The following is a 504-nucleotide window of genomic DNA, read 5'->3' on the forward strand; positions in this document are numbered from 1 at the left end:
GTATTGCTTGGCCAACTCGATGATGTCCTCGGTCAGCGCCTGTTCGTCATCTGCCCCGCACGGCACCTTGCGCTGCGTCGACCGATGCTGCCCGAGCACGCGGCACACGCGTCGCTCGGATACATCCAGCGTCTCCTTCACCTGATCGATGCAGCGCCGACGCCGTGCGGGGCTCAGAAGTTTCCCCGTGCCGCCTCCTGCAGGATCAGCTTGTCCAGTGTGAGGTCGGAGATCGCACGGCGCAGCCGCAGGTTCTCCTTCTCCAGGTCCTTCATCCGCCGAGCCTGATCCGTCTTCAGGCCGCCATACTCTTTGCGCCAGCGGTAGTAAGTCTGCTCGCTGACCGCGATCCGCCGGCATGCCTCCGCGGTTGTCCCGCCCTGGCCCAGCACGATTTCAACCTCACGCAGCTTCCCGATGATCTCCTCGGGCTTGTGCTTCTTGGCAGGCATTCGTCGTCCCTTCCTTGATCCAGACTGTCATAGTCGATGGACCACTCAGAAG

The 504-nt window shown here is 62.7% G+C and carries 1 pseudogene; it reads right to left on the reverse strand.

Annotated features, from left to right (window positions below):
- Nucleotides 1–452 (reverse strand): annotated as a pseudogene (locus C1631_RS25415) (transposase); the annotation flags it as partial.
- Nucleotides 453–504 lie beyond the last annotated feature (52 nt).

Source organism: Chryseobacterium phosphatilyticum, from assembly GCF_002899825.2.
GTDB classification, from domain to species: Bacteria; Bacteroidota; Bacteroidia; order Flavobacteriales; family Weeksellaceae; genus Chryseobacterium; species Chryseobacterium phosphatilyticum.